This is a genomic window from Pseudomonas sp. BE134 (genome assembly GCF_031456105.1).
Classification (GTDB): Bacteria; Pseudomonadota; Gammaproteobacteria; order Pseudomonadales; family Pseudomonadaceae; genus Aquipseudomonas.
In genome coordinates, this window is record NZ_JAVDUA010000021.1 from 1 (window position 1) to 21059 (window position 21059).

The 21059-nt window shown below is 59.3% G+C and carries 19 protein-coding genes; 8 read left to right on the top strand and 11 right to left on the bottom strand.

The features are described 5' to 3' along the window. The coding region (locus J2Y56_RS17850; RefSeq protein WP_310351684.1) for a hypothetical protein at nt 1–342 on the top strand (342 nt) is incomplete at its 5' end. A gap of 363 nt (nt 343–705) precedes the next feature. Here the strand turns inward: J2Y56_RS17850 and J2Y56_RS17855 are convergent. From J2Y56_RS17855 to J2Y56_RS17870, 4 genes are all read right to left on the bottom strand, one after another. Then, nucleotides 706–2154, bottom strand: a complete 1449-nt coding sequence (locus J2Y56_RS17855; RefSeq protein WP_007944184.1) for a curlin — start codon at nt 2152–2154, stop codon at nt 706–708. Nucleotides 2155–2181: 27 nt separating this feature from the next. After that, nucleotides 2182–2643, bottom strand: coding sequence for a curlin (locus J2Y56_RS17860; protein ID WP_310351686.1), 462 nt, complete (start codon nt 2641–2643; stop codon nt 2182–2184). Nucleotides 2644–2708: 65 nt separating this feature from the next. Continuing rightward, a complete protein-coding gene (locus J2Y56_RS17865; RefSeq protein ID WP_310351689.1) occupies nt 2709–4952 on the bottom strand; it encodes an Ig-like domain-containing protein in 2244 nt (747 codons plus the stop codon). Nucleotides 4953–4987: 35 nt separating this feature from the next. Then, nucleotides 4988–6343, bottom strand: a complete 1356-nt coding sequence (locus J2Y56_RS17870; RefSeq protein ID WP_007944178.1) for a hypothetical protein — start codon at nt 6341–6343, stop codon at nt 4988–4990. Nucleotides 6344–6633: 290 nt separating this feature from the next. Here J2Y56_RS17870 and J2Y56_RS17875 point away from each other — a divergent pair, with 290 nt between their 5' ends. From J2Y56_RS17875 to J2Y56_RS17895, 5 genes are all read left to right on the top strand, one after another. Beyond that, nucleotides 6634–8082, top strand: coding sequence for an ATP-binding protein (locus tag J2Y56_RS17875; protein WP_310336403.1), 1449 nt, complete (start codon nt 6634–6636; stop codon nt 8080–8082). 186 nt (nt 8083–8268) lie between these two features. Further along, nucleotides 8269–11073: a multicopper oxidase domain-containing protein gene (locus tag J2Y56_RS17880; protein ID WP_310351836.1), complete on the top strand. Its 2805-nt coding sequence runs from the start codon at nt 8269–8271 to the stop codon at nt 11071–11073. A 23-nt stretch (nt 11074–11096) separates the two neighbouring features. Continuing rightward, complete coding sequence (locus J2Y56_RS17885; RefSeq protein ID WP_310351692.1) at nt 11097–12128, top strand: SCO family protein; 1032 nt, start codon at nt 11097–11099, stop codon at nt 12126–12128. A gap of 104 nt (nt 12129–12232) precedes the next feature. Beyond that, nucleotides 12233–13726 carry a HAMP domain-containing sensor histidine kinase gene (locus J2Y56_RS17890; RefSeq protein ID WP_310351695.1) on the top strand — a complete coding sequence of 498 codons (1494 nt, stop codon included), beginning with the start codon at nt 12233–12235 and terminating at the stop codon, nt 13724–13726. Next, on the top strand, nt 13695–15125 hold the full coding sequence (locus tag J2Y56_RS17895; protein WP_007949234.1) for a sigma-54 dependent transcriptional regulator: 1431 nt from the start codon (nt 13695–13697) through the stop codon (nt 15123–15125). The genes J2Y56_RS17890 and J2Y56_RS17895 overlap by 32 nt, the downstream gene beginning before the upstream one ends. Before the next feature lie 3 nt (nt 15126–15128). Here J2Y56_RS17895 and J2Y56_RS17900 read toward each other — a convergent pair whose 3' ends face one another. Further along, on the bottom strand, nt 15129–15515 hold the full coding sequence (locus J2Y56_RS17900) for a hypothetical protein (protein ID WP_310336399.1): 387 nt from the start codon (nt 15513–15515) through the stop codon (nt 15129–15131). Between the two features lie 166 nt (nt 15516–15681). Between J2Y56_RS17900 and J2Y56_RS17905 the strand changes: the two genes are divergently transcribed. Continuing rightward, complete coding sequence (locus J2Y56_RS17905; RefSeq protein ID WP_310351699.1) at nt 15682–16491, top strand: class I SAM-dependent methyltransferase; 810 nt, start codon at nt 15682–15684, stop codon at nt 16489–16491. 13 nt (nt 16492–16504) lie between these two features. Here J2Y56_RS17905 and J2Y56_RS17910 read toward each other — a convergent pair whose 3' ends face one another. From J2Y56_RS17910 to J2Y56_RS17930, 5 genes are all read right to left on the bottom strand, one after another. Beyond that, nucleotides 16505–16813 (bottom strand): addiction module antidote protein, encoded by a 309-nt coding sequence (locus J2Y56_RS17910; protein ID WP_007949238.1) that lies wholly within the window; start codon nt 16811–16813, stop codon nt 16505–16507. Between the two features lie 2 nt (nt 16814–16815). After that, nucleotides 16816–17058: a type II toxin-antitoxin system RelE/ParE family toxin gene (locus J2Y56_RS17915; protein WP_310351838.1), complete on the bottom strand. Its 243-nt coding sequence runs from the start codon at nt 17056–17058 to the stop codon at nt 16816–16818. Nucleotides 17059–17539: 481 nt separating this feature from the next. Then, entirely contained in the window at nt 17540–18232 is a 693-nt protein-coding gene (locus J2Y56_RS17920) for an N-acetyltransferase (RefSeq protein ID WP_310351703.1), read from the bottom strand. Nucleotides 18233–18347: 115 nt separating this feature from the next. Then, the gene (locus J2Y56_RS17925; RefSeq protein ID WP_007948641.1) at nt 18348–19142 is read right to left on the bottom strand and encodes a ChbG/HpnK family deacetylase; all 795 of its coding nucleotides are present in this window, start codon (nt 19140–19142) and stop codon (nt 18348–18350) included. Next, nucleotides 19114–19905: a GNAT family N-acetyltransferase gene (locus J2Y56_RS17930; protein WP_405046867.1), complete on the bottom strand. Its 792-nt coding sequence runs from the start codon at nt 19903–19905 to the stop codon at nt 19114–19116. Before J2Y56_RS17930 ends, J2Y56_RS17925 begins: the two co-directional genes overlap by 29 nt. Nucleotides 19906–20143: 238 nt before the next feature. On the opposite strand from J2Y56_RS17930, the gene J2Y56_RS28500 reads away from it, so the two are divergent. After that, on the top strand, nt 20144–20269 hold the full coding sequence (locus tag J2Y56_RS28500; RefSeq protein ID WP_405046866.1) for a WhiB family transcriptional regulator: 126 nt from the start codon (nt 20144–20146) through the stop codon (nt 20267–20269). A gap of 63 nt (nt 20270–20332) precedes the next feature. Here J2Y56_RS28500 and J2Y56_RS17935 read toward each other — a convergent pair whose 3' ends face one another. Continuing rightward, a complete protein-coding gene (locus J2Y56_RS17935) occupies nt 20333–21019 on the bottom strand; it encodes an N-acetyltransferase (RefSeq protein ID WP_310351708.1) in 687 nt (228 codons plus the stop codon). Between the last annotated feature and the right edge of the window lie 40 nt (nt 21020–21059).

Genomic DNA, 21059 nt, shown 5'->3' on the forward strand with positions numbered 1-21059 from the left:
CGTACCTTCGCTCCGGTATCCATCCGGGGATACTGCCCTCCGGTCGGCTTCGCTTCGACCTACATGCAGCGTGTTCGACTGCGTCGAACGGCGCTACGCGCCACTCCCCGGATGAACACCTCCACTCAGCCTCCCGAAGGGGCGGGCAGATCAAAAGCCAGATCAAAAGCTGCAGGCGAGCTAACGCTCGGCCTGATGAGTGGTGAGAAGCAAAAGCGGTTTGTTGCTCTGTTTTTTTGTGGGAGCTGGCTTGCCAGCGATGGCGGCCTGACAGCCGACCAGTATCTAGCCGATGTACACCAATCCCCTGTGGGAGCTGGCTTGCCAGCGATGACAGCCTGACAGCCAACCCATTTCTAGCCGATGTACACCAATCCCCTGTGGGAGTTGGCTTGCCAGCGATGACGGCCTGACAGCCGACCAATCTCCATCAGATGTACACCGATCCATTGTGGAAGCGAGCCTGCTCGCGATGACGGCCTGAAAGCCAACCAATTCCTGACAGGTGTACCTCATTCCCTGTGGGAGCTGGCTTGCCAGCGATGACGGCCTGACAACCGACCAATCTCCATCAGATGTACACCGATCCATTGTGGGAGCGAGCCTGCTCGCGATGACGGCCTCACGACCCACCCATCTCCACCAGGCGCACACAAAAAAACCGCAACCCTCCCCCAAGAGCCGCGGTTTTTCTATGCTGCGTGATTATTGCTGGAACACTGTTGCCTGGTTGGTACTGCCATTCTGCTGCACGATAGCTGTCTGGGTGAGACCGCTTTGATTAACACTGGCAATGTTGCCGGTGCCGCCCTGGGTTACATAAGCCACGTTCAGGTTGTCGGTTTGTTTGACGGTAATGATGTTGTCGCTGCCATACAGCTGTGTGGTGAACGCCTGGTTGTCAGAGCCGGACTGGTTGAACTCGGTGCTGTTGCCAATACCTTCGCTGCTGCCTTGCGCCAGGTTGGTGGTGCCGCGCTGGTCGGCGATGAGGATGTTGTCGGTGCCGTTCTGCTCGAAGTACAGCTCGTTGTAGGACTCGGCCTGGCTGACGGTGGTTTTGTTGCCGGTGCCGGTCTGATTAGTGGTCATGCGGTGGCCGACGCCGTTCTGGGTGAAGTTGGCGACGTTGTCGATGCCGTTCTGATTGACAGTCGCAGTCTGGAGGCTGCCGAACTGACCTCCCGCTTGCGGACCTTTCCAGTTGCTGGCGTAGACCTTGTTGCCGGTACCCACCGAGTTGGCGTTCAGCACATGACTGTCGCCGCTTTGGTAGGTGAAATGCACGTTGCTCGTGCCGTTCTGGTACAGCGCGACGGTCGAGCCGATGGATTCGAACTGGTCGGCATAGATCGCGTTGAGGTCGCCGACTTGCAGCACCGTCGCCACGTTTTCCTGGCCGAAGCTCTGGTCGACCACGGTTTCGTTGGTTTGCCCGGACTGATTAATGGTGGCGTGGCTGGAAACCTGGGTTTCTTGCCAGACTTCGGTGCCGTTGAAGTCGCCTTCCTGGGTGATTCTCACCGTGCCACCTTCGCCGTTGCGCTGGTCGCCATAGGCATAGTTATCGTTACCCGACTGGAAGGTATTGATCTGGCCAGCAATGTGGGACACCTGTTCGGCGGCGCTGTAGTTGGTGTTGCCGAACTGGATGACGGTGGCGTTGTTGCCGATGCCCATGACCATTTGCTCGACGTAGGCTGTGTTGTTGTCGCCTTGCTGGAAGGTGGTGCCGGTGGCGCCGTCCTGACTGTCCTGATAGACAAACGAGAAGTTGCCGCTGCCTTCCTGCTGTTGCAGCGCCTGGCTGGGGCCTGCGCCAACCGACTGGCTGGCATGGGTGTTGTTGAACGAGCCGGCTTGTTGCTGGGTGATGGTGCTGCCGTTTTCGAACAGTTGCTCACCGTAGGCGGCATTGAATTCACCGTTCTGGGTCTGATCGATCGTGCTGCTGGCGTTGTCCTGCAACGCCGCCGCATCGTTGCCGGTACCGGCCTGTTGCTGAGTGGCGGTGCTGAAGCTGGCCACCTTCTGTGTCACGTTGGCGACGTTGGCATCGCCATTCTGGTTCTGGATGGATGTGCTGTCATCAGCCATCGCCTGGGCACTGACCATGACCAGAATGGCGGCGGCAAGGGGTTTCAGTTTGAACATGATGGAACCTCCAAAGTGGGGCAGTGCTTAGCGATATTGTTTGACCGAGACGCTCATACCGTTCCCGGATTGGTTCACGGCGCTGGAAAGCCCCGTGCCCGCCTGGTCGATGCTGGCGTCGTTGTTATTGCCGTTCTGGGAAATCTGCGCACGGTTATGGCTGCCGGTTTGGGTGATGTCGGCGTTGTTGCCGTAGCCTTGCTGGTTAATCATTGCCATCAGGTCGCTGCCTTGTTGCAGGATGTAGGCTTCCTGGTTACTGCCCGACTGCACGATGGTGCCGAGCAACGACTGACCGTTCTGTTGCAACAGCGCAATGTTGGCCTGACCGTTCTGGTCGATCACCGCGCGCTGGCCAACCAGCGGTGGCAACTCTCCCAGGTCGCCACCGGGACCCAGGTCGTCGTTTTCCATCAAGTCATCGGCGCGCGCGCCCGTACTGCTGCAAAGCAGAAGCAGGCAGAGCAGGGTGGCGGTCGACGTTTTCATGGTTCTAGTCCTTACGGGTGAGGCCAGCCCCACCCACCCCAATGGTGGGTGGGTAGGGCGAGGGCTCAGTTAGCGACTACCGATACCGAGCGTACGGAGCCTTGGGACGAGCGGATGGTCGCCGTCGGATTAGCTGACGGGATCACCGTGGTGGTGTTGCTCACCGTCAGCCGCCAGCGACCGGTCAGCGGCACCGTGGTGGTGCCCAGGGTTTGCAGCCCGGTCGGGGTGGAGACCTGCACGGTGACGGTGTTGCCGGTGGTCACCGATGAGGTACCCGCAAAGTCCCAGGTGAAGCGGTTGTTGGAGCGCGCCGACACCGTGGCCGTGGTCACCGCGAAGGTTTCCGCAGCAGGTCTTGGCGAGACTTGCACCGTGACCGTCGCTGGCGTCGACGCGGCGCCGAAGCTGTCCCGGGCGAGGTAGGTGAAGGTGGTGGTAAAGGCCGTGGTCACCGTGGCCGGTGGGGTGTAGGTGATGACGGTGCCGTCGGTGCTGACGGTGCCGCGACCGGTCGCCGGTGGGCTCACGATGGCTGCACTGAGCGGCACGTTGCCTTCAGGATCGGTGTCGTTGGCCAGCACGTTGATGGGAATCGCCACGCCCAGGGTCGCGACAGCATCGTTGACCGCCGTCGGTGCCTGGTTAGGCGCCACAGTGATGGTCACCGTCGCAGGCGTGGTCGAGGCCAGGCCTTTGGCGTCTTGAGCCGTGTAGTTGAAGGTCACGGTCAGCGGCGCGTTGACAACGGCTGGCGGGGTGTAGACCACCGCTGTGGTGCCGCTCAATACCACGCTGCCTTGCCCGGCAGGCAGTTGAGTCAGCCCCGTGATGGTCAGTGGCGTGTCGCCGTCCGGGTCGCTGTCGTTGGTCAGCAGGTTAAGGGTGAGCGGCACGCCGAAGCTGGTGCTGCCGGTGTCGTTGACGGAAAGCGGCGCCTGGTTCTCACCGACTTCCGGTGCTTTGCCGACGACCACGACTGGCTCGGTGTCACTGCCGCCCGCTGCGGATTTAACCGTCACGGTGGCGGGTGGCTGGGTCAGGTCGGAGACGGTAATGCTTTGCAGGGTGCCGGACTTCGACAGGCGTCCATAGCCCTGAACGACCATATCCGGTACGACCACTTCGTCGCTGGAGGACGCTTCGATCAGCAGTTTGTGATCGTTCCAGCTATAGCGCGCGGTGCGGATTTTCACCACATCAGTGAGCTTGCTCGACACCGATGTAGGTCGGGTAGAGCCCGTCGGGTTGGTGGCGGTGACCACCACGACCGGAGGCACGAGGCCATTGAACAGACGCTTGCCGAAGAACTGCCCGTCGCTGCCGCCTGTCAGAGTGGTCTGGCATGGCGAAAGCGGTGGGCCGGGCACGAGCGCGATGCTTTCGCGGAAGCACAGGGTCGAGCTGATGTCCGCCTTGGCAAAGACTTCGACCTGAGTGTTGATGCCCGTCTCCGATGGGGTGCGGCGATAGGTGGCGCGGTCGATTTCCACTGGCGTTTGTGCACGGTTGTCGAGGATTTTACCGGACAAGGTGAAGAGGGGGGTCTCAATGGTTCCGGCCGGTCCCTGGATCCGTAAGAAGTTAGTGTTGAAGGGGCTGCCGGTGACCGGTTCATTGAGGTTCGGGTCGCCGACGAAGGTATCGATGCTCCCGGTGTCCGGGTTCACTTCGGTATAAGGGCCGTTGATACTTTTCAGAAATGGTCCGATGGCCCCGCCCACGGCGCCGGTGAAATTGCCGGGAGCACCAATGCCGATATCTCTGGTGATGTTGATCGCCCGACGTCCAGTGGTGGTGACGTTGACGGTTTCGACGCCGTAAGGGTGGGTGATGGTATAGACCCCGGCGGTGGGGATGTTCACCCGCAGACGAATCCGCGCGAAGCTTTGCTGATCGCCATCGACAGGGTTTTCCGAAGCAAACGCTGCTTCGATCCCGGCCACATAAGCGTCCACACCATAGCCGGCGGCATTGTCGGGGATGGCTGTCTCGGCGAGGAACCAGAACGCTTCCGGTGGCCAGTTATCCGGGAACACCATTGGCTGGGCGTCGTCGTAAATCCCCGGTTCTGCCAACAAGATACACATGTAGGCCGGTGGCACGCTGACCGGTACTCGCGAGCTGGCGGCTCGGGACTGGCAGAGTTCCATCGACAGATTATTGTTGTCCTGATACCACATGGGGAATTTCCCCGTGGCGAAGGTGTAAGGACCCGGGTCGACTGCGGCGAGTTGCGCGAAGGCGCTACCGGACAGTGAAAGTGTCAGTCCCAAGGCGTTGAGCGCCAAGCGTGGCCAATTGTTCATGATGCCTCCTGATGAGGATCTGGGCATGTGAGCGTTCATTGCACGATGACCACTTCTTCGGTATCACTGCCGCCATTGGCTGACGACACCCGAACCTTGGCTGGCGGATTTGGCGAGAGGCCGGTGGACAGGGCTTTCGCCGCCCCATCGCCAATCAGGGAGCCAATCGGAACCCCGGTGCCAGTGGTGGCGGTGAGTACCGGTGGCGAGGTTTCGTCACTGGTGGAGGCTTCGATGGTTATTTGCCCGGTGCTCAATTTGTATTCGGCGCGTGAAATCACTACCAGGTCGGTCAAGGGCAAGGGCAAGGTCGTTGGCGTGCTGCTGGCGATGGCCAGATGGTTGTCGGCGGTCACTTGCAACGTACTCGGCACCGTTGGATTGCTGGAGGACTGGGCGTACCAGCTGCCGGTGGTATTCGCTTCGGTCAGATTCAACGCCGGGCTGTTGCTGTCCAGGGTCACTGTGGCCGGTGGCGGTGGGGCCAGCACAAACACATCCTGTTGGGCCTCCACTGCGCTGGTGCCGGCATGCCGCGAGTAGGTACTGCGCTGGGCGATCATTGGCGTCGGGCGGACCACTGCCGACAATTTGCCGGAGACGGCGAGCACATCGGTGCGCAAGTCCAGGCCGCCGGGGCCTTCGATGCGGATGAAGTTAGTGTTGAACGGGCTGCCGGTGACGGCTTCCGAGAGGTTTGGGTCGCCGACGAATTGTTCGGCGGCGCCGGTGACCGGGTTCGTCTCGGTATAGGGACCGTTGACGCTGCGCAGGAACGGTCCGACATCACCCTTGAGCGCCCCGTCATAGGTTTTCGGGCTGCCGATGCCGATGTCCCGGGTCATGTTGATCGCCCGCCGCCCGGGGGTAGCGATGTCGAAGACCTCGACACCGTAAGGGTGGGTGATGACATAGGTGCCGGCGGTGGGCACATCGACGCGAATGCGGATACGGGCGAAACTGACCTGGTCACCGTCGACGGGTTCTTCGGCGGCGAAGGCGGCTTCGATGGCCGCTCCGTAGCCCAGATCGATGCCTCTGGCCGCATCGACGATCGCGCCATCGGCAGTGAACCAGAACGCTTCATCGGGAAAGTTGGTCGGGAAGACCACCGGTTGTGCATCGTCGAAGACGCCAGGGGTCGGCAGCAAATTACACATGTAGCTCGGCGCGCCTGGAGCGCCGGGAACCCGAGAACTGACAGCCTTTGACAGGCACAGGTCGAGGGTTCGACCATGGGTGTCTTGATACCAGGCGGCGAAACCGCCGTTGGCTGGCAAGTACACTCCGAGGTTCCCTGGGTCCACAGCAAACAGCGCCGCCTGGGCAGTGCCTTGGGCCAGAGCGGTCACGACCAGAGCGATCGCGGTTTTGGACAGTAAAGGGTGCATGTGTATTCCCTCTATCAGAAGACCTGCCCCATGGGGGGCAGGTCAGTTGACAGGGCTTTGGCAACATCCATACCAACTTTGAAAAACGTCAGCACAGGCCCGTAATGAAGGCCTGTAGCAGTGCAGCGGCGAAATCGTGTCGAGCGCCGAAGCGGGCGACTCCCCCCAGAGTTGGGGGTAGATGGGGGGCGGAGGATCAGGCGGGGAAAGTTGGGGGGGGAAATACCGCAAACGGGGCAAACAGCGAGCAGTGGGCTATAACCTATAGGGGAAGCCGGGGAACCACGTCCATGAATATCCAAGCAGCAGCCCTTCAAAAAGAGGAGGCCGATATTCGCCTTAGGTCGCGTAAACAACCGTTCAATCTGCTGCGCTGGTTTTCGCTGATCAGCCTGGCGGTGATCGGCACGGTGGCCGTGGCGCTGGGCGCAGTGTCCACGCGTTTTGTCATTACCGAGAGCGTGCAGCGCGATGCCTTGTTGACGTCGCAGTTCATTCAAGCGATTGCCTCAGCCGAGGTACGCCATGTGTCCATTCCCAACGTGCGGACCATGGGCGAGTTGCTCGATCCGCGCAAAGACAAGGATTTTCCCGATGTCGATCCAATGGCCCGTGCCAGTGCCCGCGGTGAATTTCTCGACCATATCGAACATTTGCCCGATGTGATCCTGGCCAACATCTACGCTCCGGATCGCATGGTGATCTGGTCCACCAACCCGGAGTTGATGGGCACCACAGTCCATACCGACGATGACCTCAATCAGGCGTTTGCATCCAAGACTCCGGTGTCTGCCAGCTATCACAGCGTGGACAAGTCGCGCATGGAGCAGAAGTTCATTACGCCACCAGATCACATCTTCATTGAGAATTACATTCCGTTGTTCGATGCCGACCACGAAAACGTCACCGCGATGGTCGAGATCTACAAGGAGCCCAAGGACTTGATCGACCGCATGGAGCGCGGAATGGCAATGATCTGGCTGGCCACGGCCCTCGGGGGTGGGCTGATTTACCTGGGGCTGTACTGGATTGTACGGAGAGCGGCGATTCTGTTGGCCACGCAACAAAAACAACTGATCACCAATGAAACCTTTGTCGCCCTCGGGGAGATGTCTTCAGCGGTTGCCCATAGCCTGCGCAACCCGTTGGCGACCATTCGCTCCAGTGCCGAATTGGCGCTTGAATTCGACAGTGGCCCGGCCCACAAAAACATCAATGACATCATCGGTCAGGTCGATCGCATGTCGAAATGGGTCCGGGAGTTGCTGCAATCCTTGCGACCGCTCAACGACGAAGCGGAGCCGGTGAACCTGGTCGCGTGCTTGCATGACAGTCTCCTGGCCTTCGAACAGCAGATCGCCAAGGCCAGGATTCACGTGGTCTTCGAGCCGAAAGAGACGCCGATGGTGCTGAGCCAGCAGGTGCAGCTGACGCAGATCCTCAACAGTTTGGTCGCCAATGCGCTGGAAGCCATGGAGAAGGAGGGCACGCTGACCCTCACGCTGGAACCGATCGATCCGGCAAGTATTTGTCTGATCGTCAGTGACACCGGCAAAGGCATGAACGAGGAGCAGCAGAGCATGGCGTTCCGCCCGTTTTTTACCACAAAGCAAGGCGGGTTGGGCGTCGGGCTGGTCCTGGTGAAGCGCATCATGGAACGTTGTGGTGGTGCGGTAACCCTGGACAGCCGCGAAGGCGAGGGCACGACCGTCCGTTTGTCGTTCAAGCGCATTCCCTGAAGATGGGTATGAACTTTCCCCGGTAGCGGGTGTCAGGCCCCAGTCGCTTTGACTGTGGCATGGCACATTGATGTTGATAAGCCATTGTTTTGCTAAGTGTTAATGCTTTTGTATAAAACTGTTACAAATTTGGCGAGGTCTTTGCAAATCCCACATCACCCCTTCACACGTTCGAGGCGGTTGATGATGGACAGGAAAGCGCGTTATCCCTTCAAGTGGATTGGCCTGTTGACGCCTCTGGGCGTCCTTTTGACGATGACGCTGGGCACAGCGAGCCTGCGTGCCAGCCCGATTGATGACGAGCGACAGCCTGAACCCACCGACCCTTCGGCTTACTACGACGAACCGGCTGACGAACCCGCGGCGTTGAACGCCATTTTGACCATGCCGGAAGCTAACGAGGACGCCTTCGATTTGCCCGATGGCAACAAAGGCAGCCGCGACGATACGCGTGTAGAGAACGCCTTGCCGCCCGCGCAGCAGACGAGTTTCAACTATCCCACCAATGGCAAGCCGAGCCCGCTGTATGGCGCTCAGCCCTTCACTCAGCAGTTGGTGTTGTTTGAAGAGTTCGGCCCGGAAAAACTCGACCCCACCACACCGGCGGCGCCCTTGGGTTTCCCGCCCGCAGCCGTTGGCCCATTGCCACAACAGGACCCGACCAATGCGGCCCGCAGTGCGCCACCGAGCGCGGCCCTCGATGCCTTCATGCGTCAACCGGGCCTGACGCCGTTCCCCAGTCAGTTCTCCAACGTGGTGGACCGCAACCCGTGGCAGGCGCAGATCGAAGTGTTCCTCAACCGCCATATAGGCTCGTCGGCTGAAGGTCGTCCGCCAGGAAAGGGCTGGTCGCATCAGCGCTGGAACGAGTTCTACCCGCAATTGGCCTACAAAACCGTGCAAACCGGGGCGAGGCTCAACAGCGGCTGGCGTGACAGCCTGCAGATGCACCACTACGCCGTGGGCGAGTTCGGCCCCGGTGGCCTTTATCACAACGTCGCCGGCGTGCCGGCAACGGATGGCACCTCCAAAGGCGTTGATGCGCGCTTCCACCCGAACATGCCGGTGCAGAATCACAACTCGGTCTGGACCTTCGATGGCACTCTGCCGCCGAAATTGCTGATGGTGCGTTATGGCCAACCAGTATTGATGCGCCACTACAACGGCTTGCCGATCGACCCGGCGGCCAACATGGGTTTTGGATTGCACACCATCAGTACCCACGAACACAACGGTCACGCACCGGCGGAAAGCGATGGTTATGCCAACGCGTTTTTCTTCCCGGGGCAGTATTACGACTATCGCTGGCCGATCCAGCTGGCCGGTTACGACACCATCAACACCGACGCGCATGATCCACGCGCGGCGTTCCCTTGCTCGCCGGGCGAAACCCTGTGGACCAACGACGTCACCCCGAGCCGCAAGACGTGCGAGAACGGCACGATCAAGATCCGTGGCGACTGGCGTGAAACCATGAGCACCCACTGGTTCCACGACCACATGCTCGATTTCACCGCGCAGAACGTCTACAAGGGCAACGCGGCGATGATGAATTACTACAGCGCCCTGGACCGTGGCAACGAATCGGTGAACGACGGCGTCAACCTGCGTTTCCCCAGCGGCAGCGCCTTGCCCTGGGGTAACCGCGACTACGACGTCAACCTGGTGTTCGGCGACAAGGCGTGGGATCAGAACGGTCAGTTGTGGTTCAACCCGTTCAACACCGACGGCTTCATCGGTGATCAGGTGCTGGTCAACTGGCAATGGAAACCGACCCTGGATGTACGCGCCCGCAGCTATCGGTTCCGCATGCTCAACGGTTCGGTGTCGCGCTACTTCAAGTTCGCCCTTGTCCGTGAAATCAAAGGTACCAGTGGCGAGTTCCAGGGACCTAAAGGCTCGGGTGTGTCCTATGCCCGCGTGCCGTTCCACATGATTGCCAACGACGGCAACATCATGGAGCACAGCGTGCCCTTCGACGGCACCATGGACCTCGACGCCGATGGCGATAAAAAGAACCACAACGCCATCCTGCCGACCCAGGGCATTGCCGAGCGCTTTGACATCATCGTCAACTTCGCGAAAAACGGCATCAAGCCAGGGGACAAGATCTTCTTCGTCAACCTGCTGGTGCATGACGACGGTAAAGGCCCGAAAGAGCCGGAGTCGCTGGCCAACGTGCTCTCCGAAGAATACAAAGCGGTGATCAAGCAAACCAGCAAAGGGCCGATGTGGGACAAGGGCGACCCGGCGGTGGGCAAGATCTTGCAGCTCAACGTCAAGCCCTACACCGGTCAGGACCTGAGTATGGACCCGGTCGCTTATGAACCGGCCAAACCGGGTAAAGCCGAAGGCCTGGTGATGATCCCGCTGAAGATCCATCGCGACAATGCGGCCGACAAATCGCTGCTGGCTCAGGCACGTCACCGGACCTTCACCTTCGGCCGCTCCGACGGCACCGATGAAGCACCCTGGACAGTCAAGACCGATGGCGGCTTCGGCTTCCACATGGACCCGCGTCGTTTGAACGCCGCGACGCAGTTGGCTAACGGTCCCACCGATGCCGGGGCCGCCGGTTTCGGCACCCTGGAAGTCTGGAATATAAAGGCCGGCGGCACAGGCTGGAGTCACCCGGTGCATGTACACTTCGAGGAAGGGATTATTCTCAGTCGCGGCGGCAAGGCACCACCGGAATGGGAAAAATGGGCGCGTAAGGACGTGTACCGCATCGGTTCGGAAAAAGACGGTCTGGACAGCGTCGAGATGGCCATCAACTTCCGAGAATTCGCCGGGACTTACATGGAGCACTGCCACAACACTCAGCATGAAGACAACTCGATGCTGCTGCGTTGGGACATTGAGAAACCCGGGCAATTCCAGTTGATGCCAACACCGCTGCCCAGCTGGGATGGTGTGCGCTACGTCAACTCCGCCGCGCTGCCAACCTTCCGTTCTGGCGACGGTTCTGGCCCTAAAGTGACGGTTAAATAATGAAACACCGCGAGGGAGCCGACATGGACATGAACGTGAACATGAAAACACCGCGCTCCCGCGCCCTGGGCATGCACCTGGTATTGGTACTGGTGACGTGTCTGTTGGCCAGTCAGGTGCTGCTGGCCCATGAAGGTGTGCTTTCGCCGCCGCAGGAACCGGAGCCGGCGACACCCTGGGGCGGCGATTATTTCCCTAATACCCTGCTGACCGACCAGGACGGTCAGCAGGTGCGTTTTTTCGATGACTTGATCAAAGACAAAGTGGTGGTGATCAACTTCATCTTCACCACGTGCAGCGACTCCTGCCCACTGGAAACCGCGCGCCTGCGCCAGGTGCAGAAGCTGCTTGGCGACCGGGTCGGACAGGACATTTTTTTCTACTCCATCAGCATCGACCCCTTGAGCGACACACCTGAAGTGCTCAAGGCCTATGCGCAACGCTTCCAGGTCGGACCGGGCTGGAAATTCCTCACCGGGGAATTTGCCGATGTCACTGACCTGCGCAAAAAACTCGGACTGTTCATTGAGGGCGTCGACAACGGACGCAACAAGGACCACAACCTGAGCCTGATCGTCGGTAACCAGAGCACCGGTCGCTGGATGAAAGCCTCACCGTTCGAGAACCCATGGATTCTCGCCGATCAGTTGGCCAACACCTTGCAGAACTGGAAAAAGGCCAGCACTGGAGAAAGCTACGCCAATGCCCCGGAAATTCGTCCGCCGAGCAACGGCGAAGAACTGTTCCGCACCCGCTGCGCGTCGTGCCACAGCCTGGGCCCGATGGACGGGCAGGGCATCGGCATGCGCAGCATCGGCCCGGACCTGATTGGCGTGACCCGTCAACGTGACCCGGCCTGGCTCAACCGCTGGATTCGCGAGCCGGACCGCATGCTGAAGGAGAAAGACCCGATTGCCGTGGAGCTGTTTGAACGTTACGACAAAGTCCCGATGCCCAACCTGCGTCTGGATGAGAAATCCGCGCGATCGATCATTGAATTTTTGCAGGAAGAAACCGACCGCCAGCAACCGTTGAAAGCGGCGCAGGCGCAGTAGCGGCTAAATAATATCATTGGGTCAGAGACAGTCACGTTCAATGCCACCTACACTGATCGGTGACATGGCTGAACAGGCTTGATGCGAGTATTCAGGACAACCCTATGCCGACACTGGAACAACAAAAAGAATCGGCGCCAGCCACGCCGACAGCACAGGGCCAGAACCGGATGGGGCAGTTCAATCTGCTGCGCTGGTTTTCCGTGGGCAGCTTCGTGATCATCGCCCTCGTCGCGGCGGGGCTTGGCTATGTTTCCACGCGTTTTGTCGTCATCGAGAGCATCGAGCGCGATTCGTTGCTGACCGCGCAGTTCCTTCAGGCCATTGGTGCTGCCGAAATTCGTCATGCCTCGATCAGCCCGAACAGAACCATGGGCGAAATGCTCGACCCGCGCCTGGACAACGCCTATCCCGACGTGTCCCCGACAACCCGCGCGTCTGCGCGTTCGGAGTTTCTCGATCATGTGGAGCATCTGCCGGATATTTTGCTGGCGACGGTGTACGCGCAGGATCGTACCGTGGTCTGGTCGACGAACCCGGAGCTGATCGGCGAACGCATCGAAGGCGATGAGGAGCTGGACGAATCGTTTGAAATGAAGGAACCGGTGTCCTCCAGCTACCACGAGATCGACATTGAGCGTCCCGAACAAAGATTGCTGCGCGAACCGGAATACCTGTTCATCGAGAATTACATCCCGATGTTCAATGCGGACAAAAGCAAAGTGGTCGCCATGGTCGAGATCTACAAGGAACCGGTGGACCTGGTGGCGCGCATCCAGCGTGGTTTCAAGGCCATCTGGCTGGCGACCGTACTCGGCGGTCTGGTCATCTATCTTGGGTTGTTCTGGATCGTGCGCCAGGCCTCCTTGTTGTTGAAGAGCCAGCAAAAGCAATTGATTACCAATGAAACCTTCGTTGCATTGGGGGAAATGTCCTCGGCGGTCGCGCACAGCTTGCGCAATCCGCTGGCGAACATTCGTACCAGCGCCGAGATGGCCCAGGGCATCGCCAGCCAGAGTGCGCAGAAGAACATCGGCGACATCATCAATCAGGTCGATCGCATGTCGCGCTGGGTCCGGGAGTTGCTGGTGTCGTTGCGGCCCATGAATGACGACTACGAAACGGTCGATCTGGTACTGGCCATTGATGACACCCTGAGTGCTTTCGAGGCGCTGATCAAACGTTCGAACGTGGAAGTGGACTTCACGCCTGAAACTTGCCCACCGGTCGTCAGCCAACAGGTGCTGCTGACACAAATACTCAATAGCCTGTTTGCCAACGCCCTGGAAGCGATGCCCAAGGGGGGCACGCTGAAGATTGAGATCGAACAGCCACAGGCCGGCAAGGTGCGCATGATTCTCAGTGACACCGGCAAAGGCATGACCAAGCAACAGCAACAGATGGTCTTCAAGCCGTTTTACACCACCAAACAAGGAGGGTTAGGTGTAGGCCTGGCCCTGGTCAAACGAATAATGGAGCGTTTCGAAGGCTCGGTCGAATTGACCAGCCAAGAGCAGGAAGGAACCCGCGTCTGTCTCAATTTTAGAGTGGCAACGGGAGGGGAATATGGAGCGCAGCATATTGCTGGTCGAGGATGACGAAATCCTCGCCGAGAATATACAGACCTACCTGGAGCGCAAAGACTTCGAGGTAACGGTTTGTCACTCTGCTGAAGATGCACTGGAGCAATTAAGTACGTTTGCCCCTGACGTGGTGCTGACCGACAACTCGTTGCCGGGCATGAGTGGTCACGACCTGATCCAGAAGCTGCGCGTCAGCGCGCCGGATCTGAAAGTGATCATGATGACCGGCTATGGCAATGTCGAAGATGCCGTGGTGGCGATGAAAGAGGGCGCTTTTCACTACGTCACCAAACCGGTGGCCTTGCCTGAGCTCAAGTTGTTGCTGGACAAGGCGCTGGCGACCGATCGCATGGAGCGCACGTTGTCGTTTTATCAGGAACGTGAGGCGCAGAAGTCCGGCGTGCAGGCGTTGATCGGCGAATCGGCACCGATGAATTATCTGAAAAATACCATCGCCCAATTGCTCGACGCCGAGCGACGCATGGCCAACACCGACCTGCCGCCGGTACTGGTAGAAGGTGAAACGGGCACCGGTAAAGAACTGGTGGCCCGGGCGCTGCACTTCGACGGCCCGCGCAGCAAAGGCCCGTTCATTGAATTCAACTGCGCGTCGATCCCCTCCAACCTTGTGGAGTCGGAACTGTTCGGCCACGAGAAAGGTGCCTTTACCGACGCCAAGGACCGTCGTGTCGGCCTGGTGGAAGCCGCCGATGGCGGTACGCTGTTTCTCGATGAAATCGGTGAAATGGACTTGTTGTTGCAAGCCAAGCTGCTGAAGCTGCTGGAAGACCGGACCATTCGCCGAGTCGGCTCGGTGAAAGAGCGCAAGGTCGATCTGCGCGTGATCAGCGCCACCAACTGCAACCTTGAGCAAATGGTCCAGCAGGGCAAGTTTCGCCGTGACCTGTTCTTCCGTCTGCGGATCATTTCCATCAAGGTGCCGCGTCTGTATGCCCGTGGCGAAGACATTCTGCTGTTGGCCCGGCATTTCCTGGGGAGTCACGGCAAACGCTATGGCAAGCCGAACCTGCATTTCAGCGATCAGGCGGAAGAACTGCTGCTCAGCTACAGCTGGCCGGGCAATGTGCGCGAGTTACGCAACATGCTTGAGCAAACGGTGCTGCTGGCCCAGAGCGATACCATCGCCGCACACCAGCTAAACGTTTGCCTGAGCCTGGTGGATGACCCGCCGATGTATCAGCATGAGCCACAACACCACGAGCAGCGACCGGCCTACAACGGCACCGAGTCGATGAACCTGCCCGAAGTCGAGCGCGACATGGTGCGCAAGATGCTCGACAAGACCGACTGGAACGTCACCAAGTCCGCCCGGCTGTTGGGCCTGAGTCGCGACATGTTGCGCTACCGGATCGAGAAACTTGGCCTGGCACGCCCGGATAAACGGCAGTGGTAGGCTTTATTGCAACATCGGGCCCTGACGACTGAGACACTCGAGTGTGCAGCTCGGGTCGAGGACTTCCTCGTTCACGTACACGCCATGCACGGCATCGTACGTGCGGATAAACACCCGAACGGAGGCATCGGCGAGCGTCGGCAATTGTGAATCGTAGAACACGTGTTCGCTTGAAATCGGTATGAACTCCTGAGGCGAGGTCGGGATGTAGGACCCCGGCGGTATTATGCTCATGGAGGGTGGAACGGGGTGGGCGAAGGGTTGGTCGGCCCCGTAGTAATTGAATTCACTGCTGTAATCGGTGGTAGGCGTCAGGCGGTCGTCTGCGTGGGCGGCGCTTGTAACAACCAGGCAAACAGTGAATAGCAGCGTCAGATCGGTCTTTTTCATGGCAACACCTGTGTAATCGGCTTCGCGCAATTCCCCAAGGCCATTAACTATAGCTGCCGTACGGGCACGCGTTTGCCGTGCCCGGTTTACAAGATTCCAACAGGCTTTTTTACAGGCTGAGCTAGACTCGTGCCGGTCAAACAAGGTCTGAGTTCTGGAGCGTGCAATGGAAATGCCGACAAAAGAAACTGCCATCGCCAGCAACCGCGAGGCGTGGAACGATTCCGCCAGACATCACAAAGAGACCCGCGAATGGCAAGATATTTTGAGTGCCGTGGGTCAGAGGGACTTTTCCTGTCTTGATCCGACGTTGACCGGCGTGCTGGAGCACGTAGGCGTTGATGGCAAGGACGTGGTGCAACTGGGCTGCAACAACGGCCGCGAAAGTCTCTCATTGTATGCGTTGGGTGCCCGTAGCGTGGTGGGCATCGATCAGTCCGCAGCGTTTCTCGATCAGGCCCGGGAGTTGGCGTCGCACTCGCCTTATGCACCCGAGTTCATCGAGGCGGACATCCATCATTTGCCGAGCGCGATGCACCATCGTTTCGACGTGGCCCTGATCACCATCGGCGTCTTGAACTGGATGCCGGACATCGGTGAATTCATGCGTCACGTCGCGCAAACCCTCAAGCCCGGCGGCGCGCTGGTGGTATACGAAACCCACCCGTTCCTGGAAATGTTCGATCCAGAGTCAGCTGATCCGTACCGCCCGGACAGCTCGTATTTTCGCAGCGAGCCATTCGTGCAGAATCAGCCGATCGTCTACGAAGGCAAGGTCGAACAGCAGGCCGCCACTTCATACTGGTTCGTCCATACCCTGGGCGCCATCTTCACCGGCGCCCTTGACGCGGGGTTGCACATCAGCCACTTCAAGGAATACCCGCACTCCAACCGTGAAGAACTGTATGACCGGTATGAGCGGCAAGCGGCGCAGTTGCCGATGTGTTTTACGTTGGTGGTGAAGCAAGCTATTTAACCCGAAGCGACTCTCAGTGAGCCGAGTGATTTACCGAATGACCCGGCTGAGCACAGAGATCAATTCCAAGGGCATGAATAACCTTCAGGACAGTATCAAAACGAGGCTTGGCACCCGGAGCGAATGCCTTATACAGGCTTTCGCGTCCCATACCCGAGTCCTTCGCTATTTGTGTCATTCCTCGTGCTTTTACCACATAGCCGATAGCACGAAGAAACTCCTCGTTGTCGCCGTCGGCCAGCACTTGGGAAAGGTACTCGCTGATAGCTTCGTCGCTGTCCAGCAGCGCCGCCATATCGAATGAAGTCAAAGTCTGGCTCATGTTTAAACCTCCTTTGCCAATTTTTTCGCCCGCCTGATGTCAGCGGATTGCGAAGATTTATCTCCACCGGCTAACAGCACAATGACGACGTTGTTTCGCATGGTGAAGTAGACCCGATAGCCGGCACCAACGTCCACGCGCATTTCGGAAACACCATCACCCACGGATTTGATATCGCCCAGATTGCCCACAGAAGCACGGTCAATGCGACGAGCGATAGCTAATTTTGCCCGCAAGTCGCGAATTGAGGCATGTCATGCCACAAAGATCATAGTTTGTTGAATGAGATAATTCATTACTCAAATGTATCCATTTGGATACGCCGGAGCAGTCAGGCGGATCCTTGGCTACATGCGTTTTTTCCGAGAGCTGTGTAGGCAACATGATCCCCATCGCGAGCAAGCCCGCTCCCACATTTTAATCTTCACCGGACACAAACTTTCTGACCGCCAAAGATCTCCTGTGAGAGCGGGCTTGCCCTAATGCCAGTCAGTTAAGCCGAACCGCACTTTGTAGCAGCTGGCGAAGCCTGCGTTCGGCTGCGCAGCAGTCGTGAAATTAGCCGATGCGGTGTTTCAGGTAGACCGCAAGCTCATGTTTTACGACTGCTACGCAGCCGAACGCAGGCTTCGCCAGCTGCTACGGTCCGCGTTAAGGCTTAACTGATCGGCATTAGGGCTTGCCCGCGATAGCGGTGTCACTGACACCGCCGCACTCAAGTGAACCTCAAGCCTGCGCCACACTCGTCACCACTGGCCGGCCCGGTTTACGCAGCGGGTCCAGGCGTGAGCCGGTGTAGCGGGTTTCGCGGTAGAAGCGCCAGCGGCCGAACAGGCCATAGACGTGGGTCACGCGGCCCTGTTCCTGGTAACCCATGCGGATGTGCAGTTTGAGGGCCGGGATGTTGTGGGTTTCGCAGACGTCCACCACCTTGTTGCAGCCCTGTGCCTGCATCGCTTCCCACAGGGCGACTTGAACATCCACCGACAGGCTGGTGCCGAAATAGGCACGGGTCATTTCGCCGCCGAATTCGAAGAACTCGCCAGGTTTGACCGGGAACCAGCAGCCGTAATAGTGACGGTCGTGATAATCGCGGGTGCTGCCCCAGATGAACCCACACGCATGGCCTTCGTCGTCCACGTACATGTGCCCGGTGTGACCTTCGGCGGCGAGTTCGGCCATGGTGCCGACGCGGTCACCAAAATGCTTGGTGAACGCCGTGGCGTTTTCCGGGGTGATGGTCACTTGGCGCAAGCCGGAATAGGGCCGCAGTTTGTGCGGCGGTACCGGGCTGACCAGGTCGCGCTCCATCCACAACAATTCCCAATGGAAAAACACATAGCGCTTCCACAGTGTTTTGAGTGTGCGGCCCAGACCTTTTTGTTTGATGCGTTCGCGAAGCTTGTCGAGTGCGTTCATGAAGCCCTCCTTAGCGAAGGATTGGTCGTGCGTGGATGAAGGTAGTGATGGGTCATTTGTTTAAATTTGTGCAACAAAGTGGACGCAATTTCAGGCGTCAAAAAAATGTGATTGTTCAGTCCAGAACCGCCTCGCCGCGCTCGCTGAACGTCTTGCCCACGCCGTTGTAGGAAACCCGTTGTACCCCCGGCAAACGCTGCTCCAGCAGTGCGCTCAACGACTCGCCCTGATCAAGGTAGGCATCGCCAAAATCGGCGCCGAGCTGATTGGGGTGCGCGACGATTTCCAGCAGTCCATCCATCGGTGGCGCGGCATTGCGCAGGTCCACCGGGGTGCACACGTAGTCGGCGGTAGCGCCGGCCAGGTGGCTTAAACGCCGGTTGAGCAATTCCTTGAACAGGCGTTTGGGCAGGCTCAGGTTTTGCCCCAGATTGCGCGCCAGCCGTACCGGCACCCCTTGGTGGGCGGCGAAGCGGGCGACGATTTGACCGATGGGCCAGATGTTGTGCACGTGTTGGTGAGAGTCCAGATGGCTGGGGCGTACACCGTTGTCCAGAAAGCGTTGCCATTGCGCCTGGAGCTCTTCGAGTACCGCATCACGATCAGGGCGGCTGAGCCACAGGCGGTGGCGGGGCAGGTTGAGGTCGAACACGCCGGCGCTGTCGCAGAAGGTGCTTCGACCCAGAATCGACTGGCTCAAGGGGCGCCCGTAGGTGAGGTTGAAGTGCAGCCCGATCCGGCCTTCGAGCATCGGATGCCGGGCCATCACACACGCCGCTTCGAAGGCGGGCATATTGGCCATGGCGGTGGCGGAGGTGATGACTCCCGCCTGAAAAGCCCCCAGGATCACCGCGTTTTCGCAGGCACTGAGGCCGAAATCGTCAGCGTTGACTATGACTTGGCGAGGCATGTTCGCTCTCCACAATAGTTGTTGTCGGCTCGGCGGCTTTGGCGAGGGGCGTGGCAACAGGCGCCCGTTTGGCCGCCGCTGCCGTACGACAGGCTTTCCACTGTTGCCAGGCAGGTTTGAGTCGTTGCCAGAAGCGCAAGGCCAGTCCGAGTGCAATCCCGCTTGCGCGCCAGGAATAGAAACTCCAGCGCCAGTGTTCCAGTTGCCCGGTCATGCGCTCGTGAAGCTGATGGCTGGAATTGTCCAGGCTGACGCGCGAGGCATCGATCCAGCGCCAGTTCTCGTCCAGCCCCCAGCGAATCCACTCATCAAGCAACACCCGGCCGCTGCCCAGGTCGGCGTATTGCGGCAGGAACGCCAGGTTGTAATCGTACAGCCGGCCCTGCTCCAGCAAGCCGAGGCGATAACTGATGCAGCGGCCGTTCAGTTCCAGCACCACCACTCGCACCAGCCCTTGTCCGGCGAGGGCGGTGAAGGCGCGGTCCATCCATTGTCGATGGCGCTCGTCAGAGAAAATCCCCACGCCTTCATCGCCTTTCCAGCTCACTGCTTCGACTTCGCTGATGGCCTGCAACAACGGGCCCATGGTCGACGCGTCCGGAGTAATCCGTCGAACCTGGGCACCACAAGCGGCGATGCGTTTACGCGCACGCCGTAATTTGTAGCGCGGATTACCGGAGACTTCCTGATGGTCGGCGTCACTGATCAAGTGCACCGGCACTCGACAACTCAGCCGCCGTTGGCCGGTGGAACTGTCGGCCATCCATTGGGTCAGCGAACTCTCTAGGCCGATCGGTTCGGACAGCTCATTGAGTTGCAGCAAGGCATGGGGGAGCCGTCGACGGATCTCGATCAAGGCCTTGCGCGTATCTTCTGCACCCAGGCGCGTGAGTAAGGCGAGGCGGTCGGCGAGGGGGTAGCCCAGGTGATGCAACACCCGAAAAGGCAAACCGCCGAAGCGCTCGACAGACGCCACCAGCGGCAGGCACAACAGCAATTCAGTGCCTTGCCAGCCCAACAGCACGTGCAGGCGCTGCCCGGCGCTCAACGCCTGCTCGGACGCCGCCATCCAGGCCAGCGTGTTGAATGGTGTGTGGTCCGTCACTCGCAGACGCAACGCTTCGTAAGCCGCTGCCGGGAAGTCTGAGGCGCACAGTGAAGTGCGCCATTCCAATCGTGCCACCATAAGGTCAGTTCGCCGAGGCTGGGACAGGTTCACGCGCCGGTTTGCGCAAGGCATCCAGACGCGAGCCTGTGTAACGGGTTTCGCGGTAGAAGCGCCAGCCGAACAGGCTGTACACGTTCATGATCCGCCCTTGCTCCTTGTACCCCATGCGCATGTGCAGCTTGAGGGCCGGAATGTTGTGGAACTCGCAGACATCCACCACGGTGTGGCAACCCTGGACCTGCATGGCGTGCCAAAGCTCCAGTTGCAGGTCTACCGAGAGCGTAGTGCCCCAATAGGCACGCGCCAGCTCGCCACCGAATTCGAAAAATTCGCCTTCTTTCACCGGGAACCAGCAGCCGTAGTAATGCTTGTCGTAATAGTTGCGCGCCGCGCCCCAGATGAAGGCCACGGCATCACCTTGATCGTTCAGGTGCATGTGTCCGGTGTAACCCTCGTGGGCCAGTTCGGCCATGGTCTGGACACGGTCACCGAAATAGCGGGTGAAGGCCGCGGCGTTTTGCGCGGTGATGGTTTCCACCCGCAGGGGTGGGTAGGGCCGCAGTTTGTGCGGTGGCACCGGGCTGATCAGGTCGCGCTCCATCCACAACAGTTCCTGGTGGAAAAAAACGTAGTGTTTCCACACCTTTTTGACGGTGGCGCTCAGGCCTTTCTGTTTGATGTGTTCGCTGAGTTTCTGCAAAACGCTCATCTTCTGCGCTCCTGACGGCATGGGCCGTGTTGGGAGAAAT

Coding starts and splice junctions, on each gene's coding strand:
- J2Y56_RS17855 (WP_007944184.1), bottom strand. CDS start 2,154: ATGTTCAAACTGAAACCCCTTGCCGCCGCCATTCTGGTCATGGTCAGT.
- J2Y56_RS17860 (WP_310351686.1), bottom strand. CDS start 2,643: ATGAAAACGTCGACCGCCACCCTGCTCTGCCTGCTTCTGCTTTGCAGC.
- J2Y56_RS17865 (WP_310351689.1), bottom strand. CDS start 4,952: ATGAACAATTGGCCACGCTTGGCGCTCAACGCCTTGGGACTGACACTT.
- J2Y56_RS17870 (WP_007944178.1), bottom strand. CDS start 6,343: ATGCACCCTTTACTGTCCAAAACCGCGATCGCTCTGGTCGTGACCGCT.
- J2Y56_RS17875 (WP_310336403.1), top strand. CDS start 6,634: ATGAATATCCAAGCAGCAGCCCTTCAAAAAGAGGAGGCCGATATTCGC.
- J2Y56_RS17880 (WP_310351836.1), top strand. CDS start 8,269: ATGGACAGGAAAGCGCGTTATCCCTTCAAGTGGATTGGCCTGTTGACG.
- J2Y56_RS17885 (WP_310351692.1), top strand. CDS start 11,097: ATGGACATGAACGTGAACATGAAAACACCGCGCTCCCGCGCCCTGGGC.
- J2Y56_RS17890 (WP_310351695.1), top strand. CDS start 12,233: ATGCCGACACTGGAACAACAAAAAGAATCGGCGCCAGCCACGCCGACA.
- J2Y56_RS17895 (WP_007949234.1), top strand. CDS start 13,695: ATGGAGCGCAGCATATTGCTGGTCGAGGATGACGAAATCCTCGCCGAG.
- J2Y56_RS17900 (WP_310336399.1), bottom strand. CDS start 15,515: ATGAAAAAGACCGATCTGACGCTGCTATTCACTGTTTGCCTGGTTGTT.
- J2Y56_RS17905 (WP_310351699.1), top strand. CDS start 15,682: ATGGAAATGCCGACAAAAGAAACTGCCATCGCCAGCAACCGCGAGGCG.
- J2Y56_RS17910 (WP_007949238.1), bottom strand. CDS start 16,813: ATGAGCCAGACTTTGACTTCATTCGATATGGCGGCGCTGCTGGACAGC.
- J2Y56_RS17920 (WP_310351703.1), bottom strand. CDS start 18,232: ATGAACGCACTCGACAAGCTTCGCGAACGCATCAAACAAAAAGGTCTG.
- J2Y56_RS17925 (WP_007948641.1), bottom strand. CDS start 19,142: ATGCCTCGCCAAGTCATAGTCAACGCTGACGATTTCGGCCTCAGTGCC.
- J2Y56_RS17930 (WP_405046867.1), bottom strand. CDS start 19,905: ATGGCCGACAGTTCCACCGGCCAACGGCGGCTGAGTTGTCGAGTGCCG.
- J2Y56_RS17935 (WP_310351708.1), bottom strand. CDS start 21,019: ATGAGCGTTTTGCAGAAACTCAGCGAACACATCAAACAGAAAGGCCTG.